A 19,513-nucleotide genomic window follows, 5' to 3' on the forward strand; every position below is an offset into this window, starting at 1 on the left:
AGGCCTTTTAGTTAATGAGTTCTTTAAATGGATTGCAATTTGCGAAGATGGTAGAAATGGGTGCACATCATCTTCATCAAAATGCTGATTACGTAGATTCTTTAAATGTATTCCCTGTACCAGATGGTGACACGGGAACAAATATGAATTTATCTATGTCTTCCGGTGCAAAAGAAACGGAATTACATGCACAGGAACATATCGGGCTGACTGCTCAAGCATTCTCCAAAGGTTTACTGATGGGCGCAAGAGGTAACTCAGGCGTGATCCTGTCTCAGCTATTCCGAGGATTCAGCAAGCAAATTGAGAACGAAGCGGAAGTAACAGTTAAGCAGTTCGCGGAAGCTCTTAAATATGGTGTAGATACTGCTTATAAAGCAGTCATGAAGCCAGTCGAAGGGACAATTTTGACTGTCGCGAAAGATGCTTCCAATGCAGCTGTTTCTGCTATAGAGGAATCATCGGATCTGACAGAGCTGTTGGAAGTGGTTGTCAAAGAAGCTAAAGCTTCATTGAAGAGAACGCCTGACTTGCTGCCAGTTTTGAAAGAAGTAGGAGTTGTCGACAGCGGCGGGCAAGGTCTTGTATATGTTTATGAAGGGTTTTTAGCTTGCTTAAAAGGCGAAGACCTTCCTGAAAAGACGGTCGTTCATTCGATGGATGATTTAGTGAATACGGAACATCACCGCAGTGTGCAGGGATTCATGAATTCTGAAGATATTGAATTCGGCTACTGTACGGAGTTTATGGTGAAATTAGCTGCAGATAAACAGCTGGATCAGCCGTTTGATGAAGCGGTTTTCCGCCAAGATTTGAGTGAGATAGGTGATTCGCTGCTTGTCATTTCTGATGACGAAGTGGTTAAAGTACATATTCACACAGAAGAGCCGGGAGATGCCTTATCATATGGTCAGAAATACGGTTCGCTGACGAAAATGAAGATCGAAAATATGCGTGAACAGCACAGTGATATTATGGAACGTGACAGCATTCCTAAAGCTGCGAAAAAGCAGCATAAGTATGCTATTGTCACGGTATCTATGGGATCCGGTATTGCCGAACTGTTAAAGAGTATTGGTGCATCTGCAGTTATTGAAGGTGGTCAGACGATGAATCCTTCAACGGAAGATATTGTCAAAGCTATTCAGGAAATCGGTGCAGAAAAAGTGCTAATCCTGCCGAACAATAAAAATATTATTATGGCGGCAAAACAGGCGGCTGAAGTAATGGAAATCGAAGCAGCAGTTGTACCGACTAAATCGGTGCCTGAAGGTTTGGCGGCAATTCTTGCATTCAATCCTGAAGCGACTGTTGAAAATAATGCGATAGCTATGAAGGAAGCAGCTTCTTCTGTGAAAACAGGACAAGTCACTTATGCAGTACGTGATACTTCCATCGACGGCGTGACGATTCAGAAAGATGATTTCATGGGAATTGCTCAAGGGAAAATCACGAGCTCCAATCCTTCATTGGAAGAGGTTACCAAGAAATTAATCGCTTCGATGATCGATGAAGAGGATGAAATCGTTACAGTCATTTATGGCGAAGACGTTTCTGCCGGAGATGCTGAAGAAATCTCAGCATTCATTGAAGAGCAGTTCGATCACGTAGACGTTGAACTATACGCAGGCAAACAGCCTTTGTATCCATACATTCTTTCAGTAGAATAAATTCCACGTTGTCCTTTTCACAGGGGCAACGTTTTTATTTTCCAGCTTTTTCGTGGTAAACTGGAAAGAAGAACATCCGTTTTCTAACATACTGTGCAAGGAGGTGGATTCACTGGTGGAAAATGTGTTGCAGCAAAAAGTGGATACAGTAAAAGGGATCGGTAAAACGACGGCTGAACAATTTATGAAACTTGGAATCCTGACGGTTGAGGATCTGCTTTATTCGTTTCCTTACCGGCATGAAGATTTCAGAATGACAGATCTGTCGGAAACTCCTCATAACGAACGTGTCACAGTAGAAGGGCGAGTCGAGTCGGAACCAGCTGTATTTTATTCGGGGAAGAGTCGTTCTCGTCTTCAACTGCGTTTGCTCGTTGGCCATCATTTAGTGAAAGCCGTATTTTTTAATCAGCATTATTTGAAAGATCGTCTGTCGACTGGAATGAATATTACGGTGACGGGCACATGGGACAGAGGCCGCCAGTCAATTACAGTGAATCGTCTTCATACAGGAGAGCAGGTTGATTTTGAGCCGGTTTACAGTTTGAAAGGCGTCATGCATCAGAAAACGTACAGACGTTACATGCGAAATGCGCTCGATGCTGCAGCAGACTCTATCATCGAAACGCTACCAGTTTCTATTTTAGAAGAGTACCGTCTTCCGATATTAAGTGAAGCACTCGAGATGATTCATTTTCCGACGAAGCTGGAGGACGTGAAGCAGGCTAGAAGAAGATTCGCGTATGAGGAACTGCTGCTGTTTCAGCTGAAGATTCAAGGTGTCAAGAAGTTGCGCAAAGAACAGGAGAAGGGTCTCGTTATCCAATACGATTTGGAGTTGTTGAAGAAGTTTATTGGATCGCTACCTTTTGAATTAACGAATGCGCAGAAGCGTGTAGTAAACGAACTATGCGCGGAATTAAAAGCGCCTCTCCGAATGAATCGTCTGCTGCAGGGAGATGTAGGTTCTGGAAAGACAGCAGTAGCGGCAATTGCTTTATATGCAGCGATTACAGCTGGCTTCCAGGGGGCACTGATGGCTCCGACAGAAATTTTAGCGGAGCAGCATGCGGAATTATTTGCTGATTGGTTTGAACCATTTGGAGTGACCGTAGCATTTTTAGCAGGATCAACAAAATCGAAAGCCCGCAGAGAACTGCTTGAGCGGCTCGAAGCCGGGGATATCGATTTACTTATTGGAACGCATGCACTGATTCAGCCGGAAGTGCAGTTTAAGAGGCTAGGTTTTGTCGTGACGGATGAACAACACCGTTTTGGCGTCGAGCAGCGAAGAGTGTTGCGAGATAAAGGACTGAATCCAGATGTCCTGTTCATGACAGCTACGCCAATTCCGCGTACACTTGCCATCACAGTTTTTGGTGAAATGGATGTGTCAATTCTTGACGAACTGCCTGCAGGACGGAAGGAGATTGAGACACATTGGCTGAAAGAAGAGTCGCTAGTGCCTGTGCTGCAGAAGATGGAGAAAGAGCTGCGTGCGGGACGCCAGGCGTATGTAATCTGCCCTTTGATTGAGGAATCTGATAAGCTGGACGTGCAAAATGCGGTGGAAGTTCATGCAGAACTGAGTAATTATTTTGCCGGACGCTACCGTGTCGGATTAATGCACGGAAGATTGCCTTCTTCAGAAAAGGAACAGGTCATGCGTTCATTCAGTGAAGCTGAGTTGGATATTCTAGTTTCTACGACAGTAGTAGAAGTCGGTGTGAATGTACCGAATGCTACGTTTATGCTGATTTATGATGCGACGCGATTCGGTCTGGCGCAGCTTCATCAGCTAAGGGGGCGTGTCGGACGGGGATCGGAGCAATCATATTGTGTATTGCTTGCGAATCCTTCCTCTGAGGAAGGCAAAATGCGCATGCAGTCGATGACAGAGACTAATGATGGCTTCGTCCTTGCTGAAAAAGATCTTGAGCTTCGCGGTGCCGGCGATATTTTTGGGAGGAAGCAAAGCGGAATGCCTGAATTTAAAGTAGCTGATTTAGTACATGATTTCAAAGTGCTGGCGACTGCACGTCAAGACGCAGAACGATTGCTGAATTCTGACGATTTTTGGCAGGGTGCAGAGTATGCGGCGCTACGACAGCGGCTAGAAGAGTCAGGAGCTTTGACGGATAAACGAATTGATTAAACGCCATCTGCTATATGTCCACAAGAAATTGGATCCCCCCTTGCAATCTGTTTTGCCACTTACTATACTAAGTATTAGTACCAAGTGCTAAACTGAAGGGGTGTAGCAATTGAAAATTTCGAAGAAGGAGCGACAGAGCTCGCTGCAAAGGCTGCTTGCAGAAGATCCTTTTTTGACGGATGAAGATCTCGCCCGGCATTTTTCAGTGAGTGTCCAGACCATCCGGTTGGATAGGCTGGAATGCGGTATCCCTGAATTAAGGGAGCGGCTGAAGTCTGTCGCCTCGCAGCATATGAAGGAAACAGTTAAATCATTGCAGACGGAAGAAATATTTGGTGAAATCATAGATGTAGAGCTGGACAATAAAGCGTTATCAATTTTTGACGTGACCAGTGATCATGTTTTCAAACGTAACGGCATTGCCAGAGGGCACCATTTATTTGCCCAGGCAAACTCACTGGCTGTGGCGGTGCTTGATGATGACTTAGCGTTGACTGTAAGGTCTTCTTTGCATTTTGAGAGACCTGTTAGCGCTGGAGATCGCGTCGTAGCCAGGGCAACAGTGCGACGGGAAACGTTAAAAAATAAAAGTACAGTCGTCGATGTGGTCTCTACAGTTGAAAATATAACCGTTTTTTCTGGAGAGTTTCAGATGTATCGCACGACACGGAAAGGCAGGTAATTGCAGATGATTATCGCAGTTGACGCAATGGGCGGAGATAACGCTCCTGGAGAGATTGTAAAAGGGGCTTTGCAGAGCCTGCATGCATTTGAAGACATTACTATACATATATTTGGTGATGAACAAAAAATGGCACCATTCCTGGAAACGCATGAGCGGCTGAAAGTATTTCATTGTTCCGAAGTAATTGAACCGGATGATGAACCAGTACGAGCCATCCGTAAAAAGAAAGACGCTTCCATGGTCCGTATGGCGCAGGCAGTGAAAGATGGCGAGGCGCAGGCATGTGTATCAGCGGGGAATACAGGCGCACTGATGTCAGCAGGACTGTTCATTGTGGGACGTATAGAAGGCATTCAGCGGCCGGCACTAGCGCCGACTTTGCCGACGATTGACGGCAGCGGATTCGTGCTTCTTGATGTCGGAGCAAATTCAGACAGCAAACCTGCACAGCTGGCACAGTTTGCCGTGATGGGCAGTGTTTATGCGGAGAAAGTACGCGGAATTGAAAAGCCGCGTGTCGGATTGCTGAATATCGGTACGGAAGAAGGAAAAGGCAATGAATTGACGAAACATGCATTTGAAGAACTGCAAAAAGCGCCTGTTCATTTTATTGGAAATGTAGAATCGCGTGATTTGCTTAACGGTGCGGCAGATGTAGTCGTGACGGACGGCTTTACAGGCAATATGGTGCTGAAGACGATTGAAGGAACGGCGATGAATGTATTCGCCATGATCAAAGATGTTTTCATGTCCTCCTTCAAGACGAAACTGGCTGCGGGCTTAGTAAAGGACGATCTGAAAGGCCTGAAGCAGAAGATGGATTACTCCGAATATGGAGGAGCTGGTTTATTCGGCTTGAATCATCCGGTGATCAAAGCGCATGGCTCTTCAAACGCCAATGCTTTTTTCAATGCAGTCCGTCAGACACGTACGATGGTGGAATACCGTGTGTGTGAAACGATACGAGAAACAATCGGAGAGGAAGATGAATCTTGAGTAAACTGGCATTTGTATTCCCTGGACAAGGCTCACAAGCTGTAGGGATGGCGAAGGAATTCGTAGAACGGGATGAAGCATGTAAAAAGTTTTTACAGCAGGCAGATGACGCACTTGGTTTCGAACTGAGCAAACTGATGCTAGAAGGTCCTCAGGATGAACTTACGTTAACTTATCACGCACAGCCCGCTTTATTGACAGCAGGAGCGATGATCGCATCTAAGTTAGAAGCGGCAGGCATTACACCGGATTATTCAGCGGGTCACAGTCTCGGTGAATATACGGCACTTGTTGAATCCAAAGTACTTTCATTTGAGGACGCAGTCGTTGCTGTGCATAAACGCGGCCTATATATGAATGAAGCAGTACCTGCAGGAAAAGGTGCGATGGCTGCCATTTTAGGTATGGACCATGATGTGCTGGAATCTATTACATCAAATATTACAGAATCTGGACATCCAGTTCAGCCGGCCAATCTGAATTGTCCTGGACAGATTGTTATTTCCGGAGCAAAAATGGGTGTAGATAAGGCTTGTGTTGCGTTGAAGGAAGCAGGAGCGAAGCGTGCCATGCTGTTGGACGTCAGCGGCCCGTTTCATTCTGTGCTGATGGAACCGGCTGCCGCTGAACTGGAAAAGACTCTGTCAGAAATAGATATGAAAAACGCAGAAATTCCAGTCATTGCGAACGTAACGGCGGATGTCGTGACGGATCAGCAGGAAATTAAGAAATTATTAGTTGAGCAGCTGTATTCTCCGGTCCGCTGGGAAGAATCTGTAGAAAAGTTATTGGATCTTGGTGTGACACGTTTTATTGAATGTGGTCCCGGCAAAGTGCTCAGCGGTTTGATTCGAAAAATTGACCGGACTGCGACTGTTTATCCGGTATATGACGAAGAATCACTGCAAAAAGTGCTGGATGAAGCGAAGGAGTGGTCGTAATGGGAAAATTTGACGGGAAAACGGCGGTCGTCACGGGCGCGTCCCGCGGAATCGGCCGCACGATTGCGCTGCGTCTTGCTTCAGAAGGGGCGAAAGTAGTTGTCAACTACAGCGGCAGCCAGGCGAAAGCAGAAGCAGTGGCAGAAGAAATCCGCGCAGCTGGCGGAGAAGCTTTGGTCTTCCAGGCGAATGTCTCGGATAGTGATCAAGTAAAAGAGATGATGGATGAGACAATCAAGCAGTTTGGTTCGATCGACTTTCTAATCAATAACGCGGGAATTACCCGTGATAACTTATTGATGCGAATGAAAGAAGACGAGTGGGATGATGTGCTGTCAATCAATCTGAAAGGCGTCTTCTTGTGCACAAAAGCAGTTGCGCGCCAAATGATGCGCCAGCGTTCAGGACGGATTGTTAATTTAGCTTCCGTTGTAGGCATTGCAGGAAATGCTGGACAGGCTAACTATGTGGCTGCAAAAGCAGGTGTCATCGGATTGACGAAAACGACTGCTAAAGAATTAGCAGCACGTAATATTTTAGTGAATGCGGTGGCGCCAGGATTTATTACAACGGATATGACAGACGAGCTCGGAGACGAGATGAAAGAACAGCTGCTGTCGACTATTCCGTTAGGTCGGCTTGGCAGTGCGGATGATGTAGCAGGCACTGTGGCATTCCTTTTGTCAGACGAAGCGAAATATATCACAGGCCAAACGATCAATGTTGACGGCGGCATGGTGATGTAAACGGACGAGTTCTTTGATCACTGTAATCAATGGTTGCACATTCAGGAGTGAAACCTCTATAATTCAATAGAAGTGTATAGGTCTTCATTGACCTTGAGAGGAGGTGACTATGTTGTCAACAGTACTAGAGCGTGTAACTAAAGTAGTTGTCGACCGTCTTGGTGTCGATGAAAGCGAAGTAAAACTTGAAGCTTCTTTCCGTGAGGATCTTGGAGCTGATTCACTAGATGTGGTAGAGCTTGTTATGGAATTTGAAGATGAGTTTGAAACTGAGATTTCTGATGACGATGCAGAGAAAATTGCAACTGTCGGAGATGCAGTAACGTACATTACAGAAAAAGTAGGCGAATGACCTTCTGGTGAGACTCTTTCTTCCCTTTAATTGAAAAGGAAGAAAGCGTCTCTTTTCTCATGCAAAAGCGGAAGACGCCGTTCAGCCTCGACAGGCGTTGGAGGAATTACCAAAAAGGCGACCTTTGCCTTTCTGGTAATTTTGAAACGACCCGAGAGGCTGGCGTCTGAAGCTAGATGAGAGCAAAAGCGGAAGACGCCGTTCAGCCTCGACAGGCGTTGGAGGAATTATCAAAAAGGCGTCCTTTGCCTTTCTGGTAATTTTGAAACGACCCGAGAGGCTGGCGTCTGAAGCTAGATGAGAACAAAAGCGGAAGTGGCTGTCAACAAAATGGAACTACAACTAGATTACAGATTAGAGGCAGAGTATTTTATGAAAAATAAAAAACATACAAAAGAATCGTCATCCTATCCTACCTTACCTCACCCGGTCAGAGAGAAGTTTCAAACGCTTCAGCAGCAATTAGGCGTTCAATTCAAGGATGAAAATTTGTTGTTTAACGCATTTACGCACTCTTCTTACGTCAACGAACACCGCCGTAAGAAATTTTCGGACAATGAACGTCTGGAGTTTTTAGGTGATGCTGTTTTAGAATTGGGTGTGTCCAAATTTCTATTCCGCACAGAACCTTCCAAGAGTGAAGGGGAATTAACGAAACTTCGTGCTGCAATCGTCTGTGAGCCTTCATTGGTGAAGTTTTCCAATGAACTTCATTTTGGAGATTACATATTACTCGGCAAAGGTGAAGAGCTGACGGGTGGAAGAATGCGTCCTGCGTTGCTTGCAGATGTATTCGAAGCATATATAGGGGCATTGTATTTAGATCAGGGCATGGAAGTAGTTGAAGAGTTTTTACAACGAATCGTTTTTCCGAAAATTAGTATCGGAGCTTTTTCGCATGTGACAGATTATAAAAGTCGTCTGCAGGAATTGGTGCAGCAAAAGAATAACGGACCTCTTCAATATGAAGTGGTTGAAGAAAAAGGTCCTGCACATGCGAAAAAGTTTGTTACCGTAGTGAGTCTGAATGACAAGCAACTCGGTAAAGGAATAGGTAAGTCTAAAAAAGAAGCTGAACAGGAAGCTGCCCGCCGAGCGATTGAACAACTGCAGTCGCAGACGAACGAAGGGGAGAACTAATTGTGTTTTTGAAGAGACTGGAGATTACAGGATTCAAGTCTTTTGCAGAGAAAATCCATATCGATTTTGTACCGGGTGTCACAGCGGTCGTAGGACCTAACGGCAGCGGGAAGAGCAATATTATCGATGCAATCCGTTGGGTACTCGGTGAACAGTCAGCAAAGTCTCTGCGTGGCAGTAAGATGGAAGATGTGATATTTGCTGGCAGTGATTCGAGAAAAGCGGTTAATTTTGCAGAAGTAAATTTAATACTGGACAACACCCAAAATCTTTTTCCGCTCGACTATACAGAAATCAGTGTCAGCAGAAGAGTGTTCCGTTCGGGTGAAAGTGCTTACCTGATCAATGGACAGAATTGCCGTTTAAAAGACGTAACGACGATGTTCATGGATTCGGGACTCGGCAAAGAAGCATTTTCCATCATCTCTCAGGGCCGGGTTGACGGAATCTTAAACAGTAAGGCGGATGAACGCCGAAATGTTTTTGATGAAGCAGCCGGCGTGTTGAAGTATAAGACGCGGAAGACACAGGCAGAGCATAAGCTTTTTGAAACAACCGATAATCTGGACCGCGTTCTCGATATCCTAAAAGAAATCGATGACCGGCTCATGCCACTTGAAAAAGAAGCCGCGGCAGCACGGCAGGCAGAGCGCTTTTCAAAGGAACTGCGGGAAGCGGATGTCCGTTTATTGAACCATGATGCATGGGTTCTTCAACAGCAGATCACAGAAAAAGCCAGCGTACTTACTGCAAATGAAACTGAACAGGGCAAGTTTGATAAATTGCTATCCGATCATGATCGAGAGCTTGAACGTGATAAAATCAGTTTGCAAAAGGTGGAGGCGTCGCTTGATCAACTCCAAAGTGAACTGGTCGAGAAGACATCTGAAGCGGAAAAGTGGGAAGGCAGACGACTGCTGTCGCTTGAAAAAAGCCGCAATACAAAACAGCAACTCGAACGCATTCAAAACGAATTGCAACTGTCTGAAAAAACGAGACAGGCTTCAGAAGAAAAGTTGACGCTGATGCAGGAAAAGCAACAGACAGTCAAACAGGATCTGCAGCAGACATCAAAAGAAATTCAGCAAGTAAACAGCATGCTGAATAGTTCATTGAAAGAAACGGAGCAGCAGATTGAAGAACTAAAATCCGTCTATATCGAGAAGCTCAATGAAGAAGCGACTTTGCGCAGTGATAAAAAATATGTAGATGAACGTCTGCAAGGAGAAAAATCTTCAACTGAAAAAATTACGATTCAGCATCAGCTGCTTCAGGAACGCATGCAACTACTGAAAAATGAACAGAATGAGAAAATGAAAGAAAAACAAGCAGTTCAGCAGCGAGTAAGTAAAGCCGAGCAATCTGCTAAAGAATGCGTCCTCCAATTAAAAGAAGCGGAGGAGCGTCTCGCCGTTCAGCAGCAGTTTCTTCAGCAGGCACTGCGGAAACAATCTGAAATGCAGGGAAGAATCCGTGCCCTTGAAAGCTTGGAACGAGACTTTTCAGGGTTTTATTCGGGCGTCAAAGAAGTATTGCACGCAAAAAAACAACAGCGTTTACAAGGAATCGAAGGCGCGGTAGCCGAGTTGATTACTACCGAGTCTGCTTACACGAAAGCGATTGAGACGGCTCTTGGCGGCGCTATTCAGCATATAGTAACGGCAACGGAAGCGGACGCCAGGAAAGCGATCGGCTATTTGAAAGCGAAAAATTTAGGTCGAGCAACATTCTTGCCGTTAGATATTTTGAAGCCGCGCGAACTGCCGATGAACAGCCGGCAGCTATTGCGAGGTCAGCCGGGTTTCATAGGCACGGCGTTTGAACTCATTCAAACCTCATCAGCTTATGAAACGATTGCCAAGAATTTACTGGGTCAGACAATTGTCGCAGGTACGCTGAAAGAAGCGTCTGCGATTGCTAAGGCAATCGGCTACCGTTACCGCATTGTTACGCTGGACGGAGATGTCGTCAATACAGGCGGCTCTCTGACAGGCGGAGGAGCAAAAGGGCAGTCCACAGTGTTCTCTAGGAAAGCTGAATTGGAAATGCTGACAGGACAATTGGAACAAATGGATGAATCAATCCGCCAGGCAAATGAAACCATGTCTTCTACGCGTGAACAGGCAGGTGCGGGACTGCAGCGCCGGGATCAGCTGCAAACATCGATGGAGGAACTTCAGCGACAGGCATCCATTGCGCATACTTCATTGCAAGAAACCGAAATGGAAATCCGTTCTGTTAGGATGGAATTGTCGACTATTGAAACGGGTCGCAGTGATAATGCATCTGCAGAAAAGGATTTATTGGTTAAAAAGCAAGCCTTGGATCATCGCCATTCGGCTATCCGACAAGAACTCCAGGATATGACGGAGAAACTGGAAAGTTTAGAGCGTCTTGTGGAGAACCGCCGTGAAGAGCAGGAAACGCTACAGCAGAAATTAGTTCAATTGCAGCAGAAAAGTGCTGTTCTTAAAGAACAGAGCATCTATCAAACCAGCTCGATAACGGAAACGCAGCAGTTGATCGGTGAACTCACGCAAACTGTTACACGTCTGCGCGAAGAACAACAATATGTACAGGGTCATTTAGTCGGCAAGGAGCTGTCGCCTGAAGAGATTGATCAGCGGATGAAGGAATCGATGACAGCGAAACAGCAGCTGGAAGAAACTATACTTATAGAACGCACAAAACGTCTTGAACAGACAGAGGTCGTTGCACGTCATGAACAGCAAATGAAACAGCTTCGTGTACAAGTTCAAACAGTTAGTGAACAAGTGAATACAGTGAAAATCCAACTGTCGAGACTTGAAGCGCAATATGAGTATGTCACCAATCGTCTTGATGAAGAATACGGTCTGCGTCCAGATTCATCGTTCATTGAAGAGTCAATGGATGCAGAAGCGTTGCGGCTTGCGGTCGATCAATTCAAACAACAACTTGCTGACCTTGGACCCGTGAATCCGAATGCCATTCAAGAGTTTGAAGAAGTTTCTGAACGCCATCAGTTTTTAACTGCACAGCGCAATGATCTGGTGGAAGCCAGAGATACGCTGCAGGAAGCGATGTCGGAAATGGATATGGAAATGAAAAGCCGTTTCCAGACAACATTTGAAGCGATCCGCAGCCATTTCCATCGTGTATTTAAAGAAATGTTCGGCGGTGGAGAAGCGGACTTGATTTTGACGGATCCTTCTAATTTATTGACGACCGGCATCGATATCATCGCACGTCCACCAGGTAAGAAACTGCAGAACATGAGTCTTTTATCCGGCGGGGAACGTGCGCTGACAGTTATCTCCTTACTGTTTTCGATTCTCGAAGTCCGTCCAGTACCGTTCTGTATTCTGGATGAAGTGGAAGCTGCACTGGATGAAGCGAATGTAGTGCGATATAGTAATTATTTGAAGAAGGTTTCGGAGCAGACGCAATTTATCGTCATCACCCACCGAAAAGGTACAATGGAAGGTGCAGATGTATTATATGGCGTGACAATGCAGGAATCGGGTGTATCGAAACTGCTGTCCGTCAAGCTTTCCGAAGTCGCAGAAGAAATCACTGGTTAAGGAGTGAAATTCATTGTCATTTTTTAAGAAGCTGAAAGATAAGATTACAGGTACAAATGAAGCCGTAACAGAGAAGTTTAAAGACGGTCTGACGAAGACACGTGATTCATTTACTTCAAAAGTGAATGATCTGGTATCTCGTTTCCGCGTTGTCGATGAAGAGTTCTTTGAGGAATTGGAAGAAGTACTTCTGCAGGCGGACGTAGGGTTTGATACGGTTATGGAACTGATCGATCTGTTGAAAGATGAAGTGAAGCGTAAAAACATTAAGGACACAGCTGGCATGCAGTCCTTAATTTCCGAGAAACTTGTGGAGATTTATAACTCGGGAGAAGAAATGTCCAATGAGTTGAATATTGAAGAAGGCCGTTTGAATGTCATCCTGATGGTCGGTGTGAACGGTGTCGGGAAAACAACGACAATCGGTAAAATGGCTGCACGTCTGCAAAAAGAAGGAAAGACCGTCATGCTTGCGGCTGGTGATACATTCCGTGCAGGCGCCATTGAGCAGCTTGTCGTCTGGGGCGAGCGGACAGGAGTGGAAGTTGTCCGCCAGGCGGAAGGTTCTGATCCCGCTGCGGTTATTTATGATGCCGTCAAGTCTGCTAAAAAACGCAATGTCGATGTCTTGATCTGTGATACAGCAGGGCGCTTACAGAATAAAGTAAACTTGATGAATGAACTGGAAAAAGTCCACCGTATTATCGGGCGTGAAATCGAAGGTGCACCTCATGAAGTATTGCTTGCACTTGATGCGACAACAGGGCAAAATGCACTGATCCAAGCACAGACATTCAACGAAGCAACAAAGGTAACAGGAATTGTCTTGACGAAATTGGATGGCACGGCAAAAGGCGGCATCGTCTTGGCGATCCGCAGTAAACTGGACATTCCGGTCAAGTTTGTAGGTCTCGGCGAAGGGATAGAAGACTTGCAGCCGTTTGATCCGGAGCGATATGTCTATGGTTTATTCGCAGATGGTCTTGAAATGGAAGAAGCGAATGAAGACGAAATCCAGGAAGAGTCCGAAGACAAGTAAAATTACTTGACAGACGTATCGTCAAAAGCTACTATAAATGTTGAGCAGGAGGGGTTGGCGTCATGCTTGAGAAAACGACAAGAGTAAACTTCCTCTTTGATTTTTATCAATCATTATTAACAGATAAACAGCGGTTATATATGCAATTATATTATTTGGATGATCTTTCTCTCGGTGAAATCGCAGAGCAGTACAGCGTATCGAGACAGGCAGTGTATGATAATGTTAGAAGAACAGAAGCAATGCTTGAAGACTATGAAGAAAAGCTGAATTTATTTGAAAAGCACGAGAAACGCCTGGAAGCAGTCGAGCAGCTGGAGCGGCTTGTGCAGGCTGACACAGCTTCCTCTGATAAAGTTTTCGAACTGTTACATACCTTGAAGGATTTTGAATAGGGGGGATGGTCCATGGCATTTGAAGGATTAGCCGAACGCCTGCAGGGAACGCTCAATAAAATTACAGGCAAAGGAAAAATTAACGAAGCTGATGTCAAAGAAATGATGCGAGAAGTGCGTTTTGCACTGATCGAGGCAGACGTCAACTTGAAAGTTGTAAAAGAATTCGTCAAAACTGTCAGTGAACGGTCGGTGGGTCAGGACGTCATGAAGAGTCTGACGCCTGGACAGCAGGTCGTGAAAATCGTAAAAGATGAATTGACGAACTTGATGGGTGGAGAACAAAATCCGATTCAGTTTGCCCGCAAGTCACCGACGGTCATCATGATGGTCGGTCTGCAAGGTGCAGGTAAAACAACATCTACTGGAAAGCTGGCTACGGTTCTCCGTAAAAAACACAATAGAAAACCGTTATTAGTGGCGGCTGATATTTATCGTCCTGCCGCTATTCAACAGCTCGAAACACTCGGTAAGCAGATTTCGGTGCCGGTATTTTCGATGGGCACGGATATTTCACCAGTGGAAATTGCTCGCAAAGCGATGGAAGAAGCGGAAGCTGAGCATCATGATGTCGTCATCATAGATACAGCTGGCCGTCTTCACGTCGACGAGAAGCTAATGCAGGAACTCAAAGATATCCGTGAGCTGACCAAGCCCGATGAAGTCTTCCTTGTTGTAGACGCTATGACGGGTCAGGACGCTGTTAATGTTGCGAAAAACTTTAACGAAGCCATTGATATTACAGGTGTGATCCTGACGAAGCTTGACGGCGATACACGAGGCGGAGCAGCATTGTCTATCCGTTCTGTCACTGATAAGCCGATCAAATTTGTCGGTATGGGTGAGAAGATGGATGCACTTGAAGCATTCCATCCCGAGCGCATGGCATCACGGATTCTAGGTATGGGCGACGTCATGTCGCTGATCGAAAAAGCGCAGGAAAATGTTGATGAAGAAAAAGCAAAAGAACTTGAGCAAAAACTGCGCACGCAGAGTTTCACACTCGAAGATTTTCTTGATCAGCTGCAGCAGGTGAAGAAAATGGGGCCGCTGGATGAAATTCTTAAAATGATGCCTGGCGCCAATAAAATTAAAGGGCTCGACAATGCAAAAGTTGATGAGAGCCAAATGGGTCGAGTAGAAGCAGTCATTTATTCTATGACGGCAGCTGAACGCGAAAATCCTGACATCATCAATGCGAGTCGGAAAAAACGAATTGCGGTCGGGTCAGGCACTTCGACGCAGGAAGTCAATCGTCTGCTCAAGCAATTTGATGAAATGAAAAAAATGGTCAAGCAAATGACTAATATGCAGCAAAAGGGTAAAAAGAAGGGCAAAATACCCGGTTTAGATTCGTTTTTTAAATAAATTTCAGGGTGTTAAGAAAAAACACTTTACAAACAAACAAAACCTTGATAATATACTATCTTGTGTGAAACTATTCGGAGGTGTAGATTAAAATGGCAGTTAAAATTCGTCTAAAACGTATGGGAGCTAAGAAATCTCCTTTTTATCGTATTGTAGTAGCTGATGCACGTGCACCACGTGACGGCCGTCAAATCGATCAGGTGGGTACATACAACCCGCTTACAAAGCCAGCAACAGTTCAGATCAACGAAGAGTTGGCTTTGAAATGGCTTCAAGATGGAGCAAAACCATCTGATACAGTACGTAACTTGTTCTCAGAGCAAGGTATCATGGAAAAATTCCATAACGCTAAATACAGCAAGTAATTTGGAGGGGTGGACATGAAGCAGCTGATTGAAACAATTGTAAAGCCGTTAGTCGATTACCCGGACGACGTGAAGGTGGTAGCGGATGAACAGTCACAGCGTGTCGTTTATCAGTTATCAGTGAATGCGGAGGATATGGGAAAAGTGATCGGAAAGCAAGGTCGTGTGGCAAAAGCGATCCGGACGATTGTTTACTCAGCAGCAGGCAGCCACCACGGCAAAAAAGTGTATTTGGATATATTGGATTGATCCAAAAGGAAGGAGCCCCGGTTCCTTCCTTTTTTGCACGTATAAATGGATTTTGGTCGGATAGAGTAGGTTAGTAAGCAGGGTGTGTAGTTAGGGGATTTGCGCTCTAGGCGGACGCGTTCGGGAGGGCCCGCGGTGAGCCGACTTGGTCGCAAGCTCCCCAAAGTCGTCTCACCTGTCGGGCTGATCCTCCCCGAGTCGCCGCCTGCCGCTCCAATCCCTATATGGCGAGCAGTACTAGTATGCGTTGCTGATCTAAATTGCTATGTATTTTCTTGCTTAAAATATTAATACTATTTATTAAAAGGATTACTTGTTTTTTTACATTTAGAGAAATTTAATGGAACTCACTTAGCTATGTATTGAAAAAAAGCCAGTGTACCGGAGTGGAAGGCGGCGACTCCTGGGGGATTAGCGTGACAGGTGAGACCCTGGACTGAGCGCAGCGAGGGAAGCGGCTCACCGCACGCCCCCCCGGAAAGCGTCCGCCTGGAACGCAGGGAAACGGTATCCTAACCACACACTATATTCTAACTAAGTGTTTAAATATAATTGGATTCTAAACGGAGGCGAAATAATGGAATGGTATAACGTGGGAAAGATTGTTAATACGCACGGAATCAGAGGCGAAGTCCGGGTCATGGCGACAACGGATTTTCCGGATGAACGCTTTGCAGTCGGAAGCGAACTGGCGATCTTCATGCCGAAAAGTAAAACACCCGTCATGGTCAAGGTAGCGAGCCACCGCAAACATAAAAACTTCAACCTGTTAACATTCGAAGGCTACCCGAACATCAATGACGTAGAAAAATTCCGCGACGGCATCGTCAAAGTATCCGAAAGAGACCTGACGGAACTGGAAGAGAATGAATTCTACTACCACGAAATCATCGGCTGCCGCGTAGTAACAGAAACAGGTGAAGAAATCGGCACAGTTACAGAAATTATTGAAACAGGTGCCAACGACGTCTGGACGGTTACCCCTAAAGAAGGCAAGCCACATTATATTCCGTACATCGAGCAAGTCGTCAAAGAGATCGACGTTGACGAGAAGTTGGTCAAAATTGAATTAATGGACGGACTGCTTTCATGATGCATGTCGATGTATTGACGTTGTTTCCTGGCATGTTCGAAGGTGTGCTTCATTCATCGATTATGAAAAAAGCGCAGGAGCAGCAGGCGGCTTCATTCCGAGTAACTGATTTCCGTGAGTACTCGACGAATAAACATAAAAAAGTGGATGACTATCCATACGGCGGTGGAGCGGGTATGGTGTTGAAGCCGGAACCACTTTTTGCTGCAGTTGAAGCATTGACAAGTGAGGCTCAAAGTACACCGCGTATTATTTTGATGTGTCCTCAGGGCGAGCGCTATACGCAGAAGAAAGCGGAAGAGCTTGCAAAGGAAGAGCACTTGATTTTCATCTGCGGCCATTATGAAGGTTACGATGAACGGATTCGGAAACATCTAGTGACCGATGAAATTTCTCTTGGTGATTTTGTTTTGACTGGTGGCGAGGTGGCTTCCATGGCGATTATTGATAGTGTCGTGCGTCTGTTGCCGGAGGTGCTGGGGAATGATCAGTCAGCTGTCCACGATTCGTTTTCGACAGGGATGCTCGAACATCCGCAGTACACGCGCCCTGCTTCATTCAACGGCTTAGAAGTGCCGCCAGTGCTGTTATCAGGCAATCATGCGGAAATTGATAAGTGGCGGGAAGAGCAAGTGTTTTTGCGGACAGCAGAAAGACGTCCTGAATTATTGGAGAGTGCGACGTTAACAGAACATCAGCAAAAACTTTATCAGCAGTGGAAGCAAAAAAGAGACTAAATATACTTGAACAGCCCCCATGCTTATGATATGATTTACGAAGTGCTTTTTGAAAAGCACCTATTTACTGTAGTTCCGCTGCAAAGCAAGACGTGCAAGAACTTCAGAAAAGAAGGAGAGAAAACCATGCAAAAACTAATTGCAGACATTACAAAAGATCAGTTGCGTACTGAACACCCTGATTTCCGTCCTGGAGATACATTGCGTTTACACGTAAAAATCATTGAGGGTACTCGTGAGCGTATCCAGCTATTCGAAGGTGTTGTAATTAAACGCCGCGGTGGTGGAATCAGCGAAACTTTCACAGTCCGTAAAATTTCTAACGGTGTTGGAGTGGAACGTACTTTCCCTGTACACACACCAAAACTTGCGAAGATTGAAGTAACTCGTCGCGGTAAAGTTCGTCGTGCGAAGTTGTACTACTTGCGTAAATTACGCGGTAAAGCAGCACGTATTAAAGAACTCCGCTAATCAGATAAACACAAAACGAAGGAGGCCTTGCATTTGGCCTCCTTTCTTTTTGCGCCTAAAGCATTTTGGCGGTACAATAATAGCAGACAAGGCAGGAGGCTGGATTGATGGAAGAGAAAAAAACGAAAAGCGAAGGGTTAGAATGGATTAAAGCACTGTTAATTGCGTTCGGGCTCGCTGCAATTATCCGTATATTTTTATTCACTCCGATCGTCGTCGATGGTATTTCCATGATGCCGACACTGGAACATGGTGACCGGATGATCGTCAATAAAATTGGCTACACTATTGGAGAACCTCATCGCTTTGATATTGTTGTGTTCCATGCGCCTGAACAAAAAGATTATATTAAGCGTGTAATCGGATTGCCGGGAGATACTGTGGAATATAAAGATGATGTTTTGTACATCAACGATAAACCGTATGAAGAACCGTATCTTGATAAATATAAAGCAGAAATACAGGACGGTACACTGACTGAAGACTTCACACTTCAGGATATACCGCAAATCGAAGCGGAAGTAGTACCGGAAGACCATGTATTTGTTATGGGTGACAACCGTCGAAAAAGTAAAGACTCAAGACATATCGGCGCTGTTTCAATTGACGAGATTATCGGCAGCACGAGTGTAGTATTCTGGCCGATTAAAGATTTCGGTATAGTGAAATAACGAAAGGAGACGATTCGAATGACTATTCAATGGTTTCCAGGCCATATGGCGAAAGCAAGAAGAGAAGTATCTGAAAAACTGAAACTTGTTGATATCGTTTTTGAATTGATAGATGCGAGACTACCTCTATCTTCCCGAAATCCGATGATCGATGAATTAATTCAGCAAAAACCAAGATTGTTGATTTTGAATAAAATGGATTTGGCTGACGAAGTGCAGACGAAGCGTTGGATTGCCTATTTTGAGGAGCGCGGTTCCCGTACAGTAGCGATTAATTCATTCGAAGGTAAAGGGTTGCAGACGGTCATGAAAGCCGCAAAAGAAATTTTGCAGCCTAAATACGACCGGATGAAACAGCGTGGAATCCGTCCAGGTGCTATCCGTGCGATGATTGTCGGGATCCCGAATGTAGGGAAATCCACACTAATCAACCGTCTCGCGAAGAAAAATATCGCGAAAACTGGTAATAAACCGGGCGTGACAAAAGCGCAGCAATGGATCAAGTATGAAAAAGAATTAGAACTGCTGGATACGCCAGGTGTGCTCTGGCCCAAATTTGAAGATCCGGAAGCCGGCTTCAAACTTGCATTAACCGGTGCGATCAAAGACTCGGTTCTCAATATGGAAGAACTGGCGGTTTATGGTCTGAAGTTCTTAGAGGAACACTATCCTGACCGTTTAGAAGAACGTTATCAAATTACTTCTGTCGATGATGATATTCTAGCTATTTTCGATCAGATCGGTGAGCGCAGGAAAGTATACAGTGCCGGCGCAGAAATTGATTATGACCGAGTAGCTGATTTAATTGTTCAGGATATACGTGATCAGCAAGTCGGCAAACTGACTTTTGATTTCACCGAAGATCAAGCATGATAAT

At 45.2% G+C, this 19,513-nt stretch carries 19 protein-coding genes; all 19 read left to right on the forward strand.

What is annotated here, in order from left to right; translation table 11 throughout:
* The first annotated feature begins 14 nt into the window (after positions 1-14).
* Positions 15-1,670 carry a DAK2 domain-containing protein gene (locus Q1J64_RS10070; protein WP_301108933.1) on the forward strand — a complete coding sequence of 552 codons (1,656 nt, stop codon included), beginning with the start codon at positions 15-17 and terminating at the stop codon, positions 1,668-1,670.
* A gap of 115 nt (positions 1,671-1,785) precedes the next feature.
* Positions 1,786-3,825, forward strand: a complete 2,040-nt coding sequence (gene recG / locus Q1J64_RS10075; RefSeq protein ID WP_483315963.1) for an ATP-dependent DNA helicase RecG — start codon at positions 1,786-1,788, stop codon at positions 3,823-3,825.
* A gap of 109 nt (positions 3,826-3,934) precedes the next feature.
* The gene (gene fapR / locus Q1J64_RS10080) at positions 3,935-4,507 is read left to right on the forward strand and encodes a transcription factor FapR (RefSeq protein ID WP_301108934.1); all 573 of its coding nucleotides are present in this window, start codon (positions 3,935-3,937) and stop codon (positions 4,505-4,507) included.
* A gap of 6 nt (positions 4,508-4,513) precedes the next feature.
* A complete protein-coding gene (gene plsX / locus Q1J64_RS10085) occupies positions 4,514-5,506 on the forward strand; it encodes a phosphate acyltransferase PlsX (protein WP_301108935.1) in 993 nt (330 codons plus the stop codon).
* Positions 5,503-6,447: an ACP S-malonyltransferase gene (fabD, locus tag Q1J64_RS10090; protein WP_301108936.1), complete on the forward strand. Its 945-nt coding sequence runs from the start codon at positions 5,503-5,505 to the stop codon at positions 6,445-6,447. The genes plsX and fabD overlap by 4 nt, the downstream gene beginning before the upstream one ends.
* Positions 6,447-7,193 (forward strand): 3-oxoacyl-[acyl-carrier-protein] reductase, encoded by a 747-nt coding sequence (gene fabG / locus Q1J64_RS10095; RefSeq protein ID WP_301108937.1) that lies wholly within the window; start codon positions 6,447-6,449, stop codon positions 7,191-7,193. The genes fabD and fabG overlap by 1 nt, the downstream gene beginning before the upstream one ends.
* 112 nt (positions 7,194-7,305) lie before the next feature.
* Positions 7,306-7,545: an acyl carrier protein gene (locus tag Q1J64_RS10100; RefSeq protein ID WP_301108938.1), complete on the forward strand. Its 240-nt coding sequence runs from the start codon at positions 7,306-7,308 to the stop codon at positions 7,543-7,545.
* Positions 7,546-7,917: 372 nt separating this feature from the next.
* Entirely contained in the window at positions 7,918-8,685 is a 768-nt protein-coding gene (rnc, locus tag Q1J64_RS10105) for a ribonuclease III (RefSeq protein ID WP_301108974.1), read from the forward strand.
* Between the two features lie 2 nt (positions 8,686-8,687).
* Positions 8,688-12,248, forward strand: a complete 3,561-nt coding sequence (gene smc / locus Q1J64_RS10110; protein ID WP_301108939.1) for a chromosome segregation protein SMC — start codon at positions 8,688-8,690, stop codon at positions 12,246-12,248.
* Between the two features lie 13 nt (positions 12,249-12,261).
* Positions 12,262-13,287: a signal recognition particle-docking protein FtsY gene (gene ftsY / locus Q1J64_RS10115; RefSeq protein WP_301108940.1), complete on the forward strand. Its 1,026-nt coding sequence runs from the start codon at positions 12,262-12,264 to the stop codon at positions 13,285-13,287.
* Between the two features lie 62 nt (positions 13,288-13,349).
* Complete coding sequence (locus Q1J64_RS10120; protein WP_301108941.1) at positions 13,350-13,682, forward strand: putative DNA-binding protein; 333 nt, start codon at positions 13,350-13,352, stop codon at positions 13,680-13,682.
* Positions 13,683-13,694: 12 nt separating this feature from the next.
* On the forward strand, positions 13,695-15,050 hold the full coding sequence (gene ffh / locus Q1J64_RS10125) for a signal recognition particle protein (protein WP_301108942.1): 1,356 nt from the start codon (positions 13,695-13,697) through the stop codon (positions 15,048-15,050).
* A gap of 92 nt (positions 15,051-15,142) precedes the next feature.
* The gene (gene rpsP / locus Q1J64_RS10130) at positions 15,143-15,415 is read left to right on the forward strand and encodes a 30S ribosomal protein S16 (protein WP_153720456.1); all 273 of its coding nucleotides are present in this window, start codon (positions 15,143-15,145) and stop codon (positions 15,413-15,415) included.
* A 15-nt stretch (positions 15,416-15,430) separates the two neighbouring features.
* A complete protein-coding gene (locus Q1J64_RS10135) occupies positions 15,431-15,664 on the forward strand; it encodes a KH domain-containing protein (protein ID WP_009765535.1) in 234 nt (77 codons plus the stop codon).
* 577 nt (positions 15,665-16,241) lie between these two features.
* Positions 16,242-16,757 (forward strand): ribosome maturation factor RimM, encoded by a 516-nt coding sequence (rimM, locus tag Q1J64_RS10140; RefSeq protein WP_301108943.1) that lies wholly within the window; start codon positions 16,242-16,244, stop codon positions 16,755-16,757.
* Positions 16,757-17,494 carry a tRNA (guanosine(37)-N1)-methyltransferase TrmD gene (gene trmD / locus Q1J64_RS10145; protein ID WP_301108975.1) on the forward strand — a complete coding sequence of 246 codons (738 nt, stop codon included), beginning with the start codon at positions 16,757-16,759 and terminating at the stop codon, positions 17,492-17,494. The genes rimM and trmD overlap by 1 nt, the downstream gene beginning before the upstream one ends.
* Before the next feature lie 126 nt (positions 17,495-17,620).
* Complete coding sequence (rplS, locus tag Q1J64_RS10150) at positions 17,621-17,965, forward strand: 50S ribosomal protein L19 (protein WP_153720454.1); 345 nt, start codon at positions 17,621-17,623, stop codon at positions 17,963-17,965.
* Between the two features lie 107 nt (positions 17,966-18,072).
* The gene (gene lepB / locus Q1J64_RS10155) at positions 18,073-18,636 is read left to right on the forward strand and encodes a signal peptidase I (protein WP_301108944.1); all 564 of its coding nucleotides are present in this window, start codon (positions 18,073-18,075) and stop codon (positions 18,634-18,636) included.
* 18 nt (positions 18,637-18,654) lie between these two features.
* Positions 18,655-19,509, forward strand: a complete 855-nt coding sequence (gene ylqF / locus Q1J64_RS10160; protein WP_301108945.1) for a ribosome biogenesis GTPase YlqF — start codon at positions 18,655-18,657, stop codon at positions 19,507-19,509.
* Positions 19,510-19,513 lie beyond the last annotated feature (4 nt).

This window comes from Sporosarcina sp., from assembly GCF_029257255.1.
In the GTDB taxonomy this organism is placed as follows: Bacteria; Bacillota; Bacilli; order Bacillales_A; family Planococcaceae; genus Sporosarcina.

What these genes read in the sequence shown, in the direction of transcription:
- rpsP (WP_153720456.1), top strand. Translation starts at nt 15,143, where the DNA reads ATGGCAGTTAAAATTCGTCTAAAACGTATGGGAGCTAAGAAATCTCCT.
- rnc (WP_301108974.1), top strand. Translation starts at nt 7,918, where the DNA reads ATGAAAAATAAAAAACATACAAAAGAATCGTCATCCTATCCTACCTTA.
- trmD (WP_301108975.1), top strand. Translation starts at nt 16,757, where the DNA reads ATGCATGTCGATGTATTGACGTTGTTTCCTGGCATGTTCGAAGGTGTG.
- Q1J64_RS10070 (WP_301108933.1), top strand. Translation starts at nt 15, where the DNA reads ATGAGTTCTTTAAATGGATTGCAATTTGCGAAGATGGTAGAAATGGGT.
- Q1J64_RS10135 (WP_009765535.1), top strand. Translation starts at nt 15,431, where the DNA reads ATGAAGCAGCTGATTGAAACAATTGTAAAGCCGTTAGTCGATTACCCG.
- rplS (WP_153720454.1), top strand. Translation starts at nt 17,621, where the DNA reads ATGCAAAAACTAATTGCAGACATTACAAAAGATCAGTTGCGTACTGAA.
- rimM (WP_301108943.1), top strand. Translation starts at nt 16,242, where the DNA reads ATGGAATGGTATAACGTGGGAAAGATTGTTAATACGCACGGAATCAGA.
- fabG (WP_301108937.1), top strand. Translation starts at nt 6,447, where the DNA reads ATGGGAAAATTTGACGGGAAAACGGCGGTCGTCACGGGCGCGTCCCGC.
- ylqF (WP_301108945.1), top strand. Translation starts at nt 18,655, where the DNA reads ATGACTATTCAATGGTTTCCAGGCCATATGGCGAAAGCAAGAAGAGAA.
- Q1J64_RS10120 (WP_301108941.1), top strand. Translation starts at nt 13,350, where the DNA reads ATGCTTGAGAAAACGACAAGAGTAAACTTCCTCTTTGATTTTTATCAA.
- plsX (WP_301108935.1), top strand. Translation starts at nt 4,514, where the DNA reads ATGATTATCGCAGTTGACGCAATGGGCGGAGATAACGCTCCTGGAGAG.
- ffh (WP_301108942.1), top strand. Translation starts at nt 13,695, where the DNA reads ATGGCATTTGAAGGATTAGCCGAACGCCTGCAGGGAACGCTCAATAAA.
- lepB (WP_301108944.1), top strand. Translation starts at nt 18,073, where the DNA reads ATGGAAGAGAAAAAAACGAAAAGCGAAGGGTTAGAATGGATTAAAGCA.